Source organism: Streptomyces niphimycinicus (genome assembly GCF_018883605.1).
GTDB lineage: Bacteria > Actinomycetota > Actinomycetes > Streptomycetales > Streptomycetaceae > Streptomyces > Streptomyces niphimycinicus.
In genome coordinates, this window is record NZ_JAHLEM010001244.1 from 1 (window position 1) to 595 (window position 595).

Below are 595 nucleotides of genomic sequence, written 5' to 3' on the forward strand. Positions count from 1 at the left end.
GTTGGCGGACGCGGAGGCGGTGTGTTCGCCGGAGTACTGGGTGGAGCATGCGCGTTCGGCCGTGCGGTTCGCGGATGGTGTGCGGGCGCTGGCCGAGTATGGGGTGAGTACGTATCTGGAGCTGGGCCCCGATGGCACGCTGTCCGCGATGGGCCGCGAGTGCTTGGACGAGGGGCACGCCGTCTTCGTACCGGCCCTCCGTCGGGAGGGCGACGAGACCCGTGCCCTGGTCACGGCTCTGGCCACCTGCTACACGCGTGGTGTGCACGTGGACTGGGCGACCGTGCTGGGCGGAACGCGGACCGCTTCAGTTGACCTGCCGACGTATGCGTTTCAGCGGGAGCATTACTGGTTGGTGGGGGAGCGGCAGGGTGTGGGTGATGTGGCGTCCGCGGGGTTGGTGGGCGTCGGCCATCCTCTATTGGGCGCGGTGACGGAGGTTCCGGGGTCGGGTGAGGTGTTGTTCGCTTCGCGGTTGTCGTTGGGGTCGCATGCGTGGCTGGGTGATCATGTGGCTGCGGGTGCGGTGTTGTTGCCGGGTGCGGCGTTTGTGGAGTTGGTGGTGCGGGCTGGGGATGAGGTGGGGTGCGGTGGG

Annotated in this window: 1 pseudogene; it reads left to right on the top strand. The window is 68.4% G+C overall.

Going from position 1 to position 595, the window contains the following annotated elements:
- Positions 1 to 40: 40 nt before the first annotated feature.
- Positions 41 to 595, top strand: a pseudogene (locus KN815_RS51790) (polyketide synthase dehydratase domain-containing protein); the annotation flags it as partial.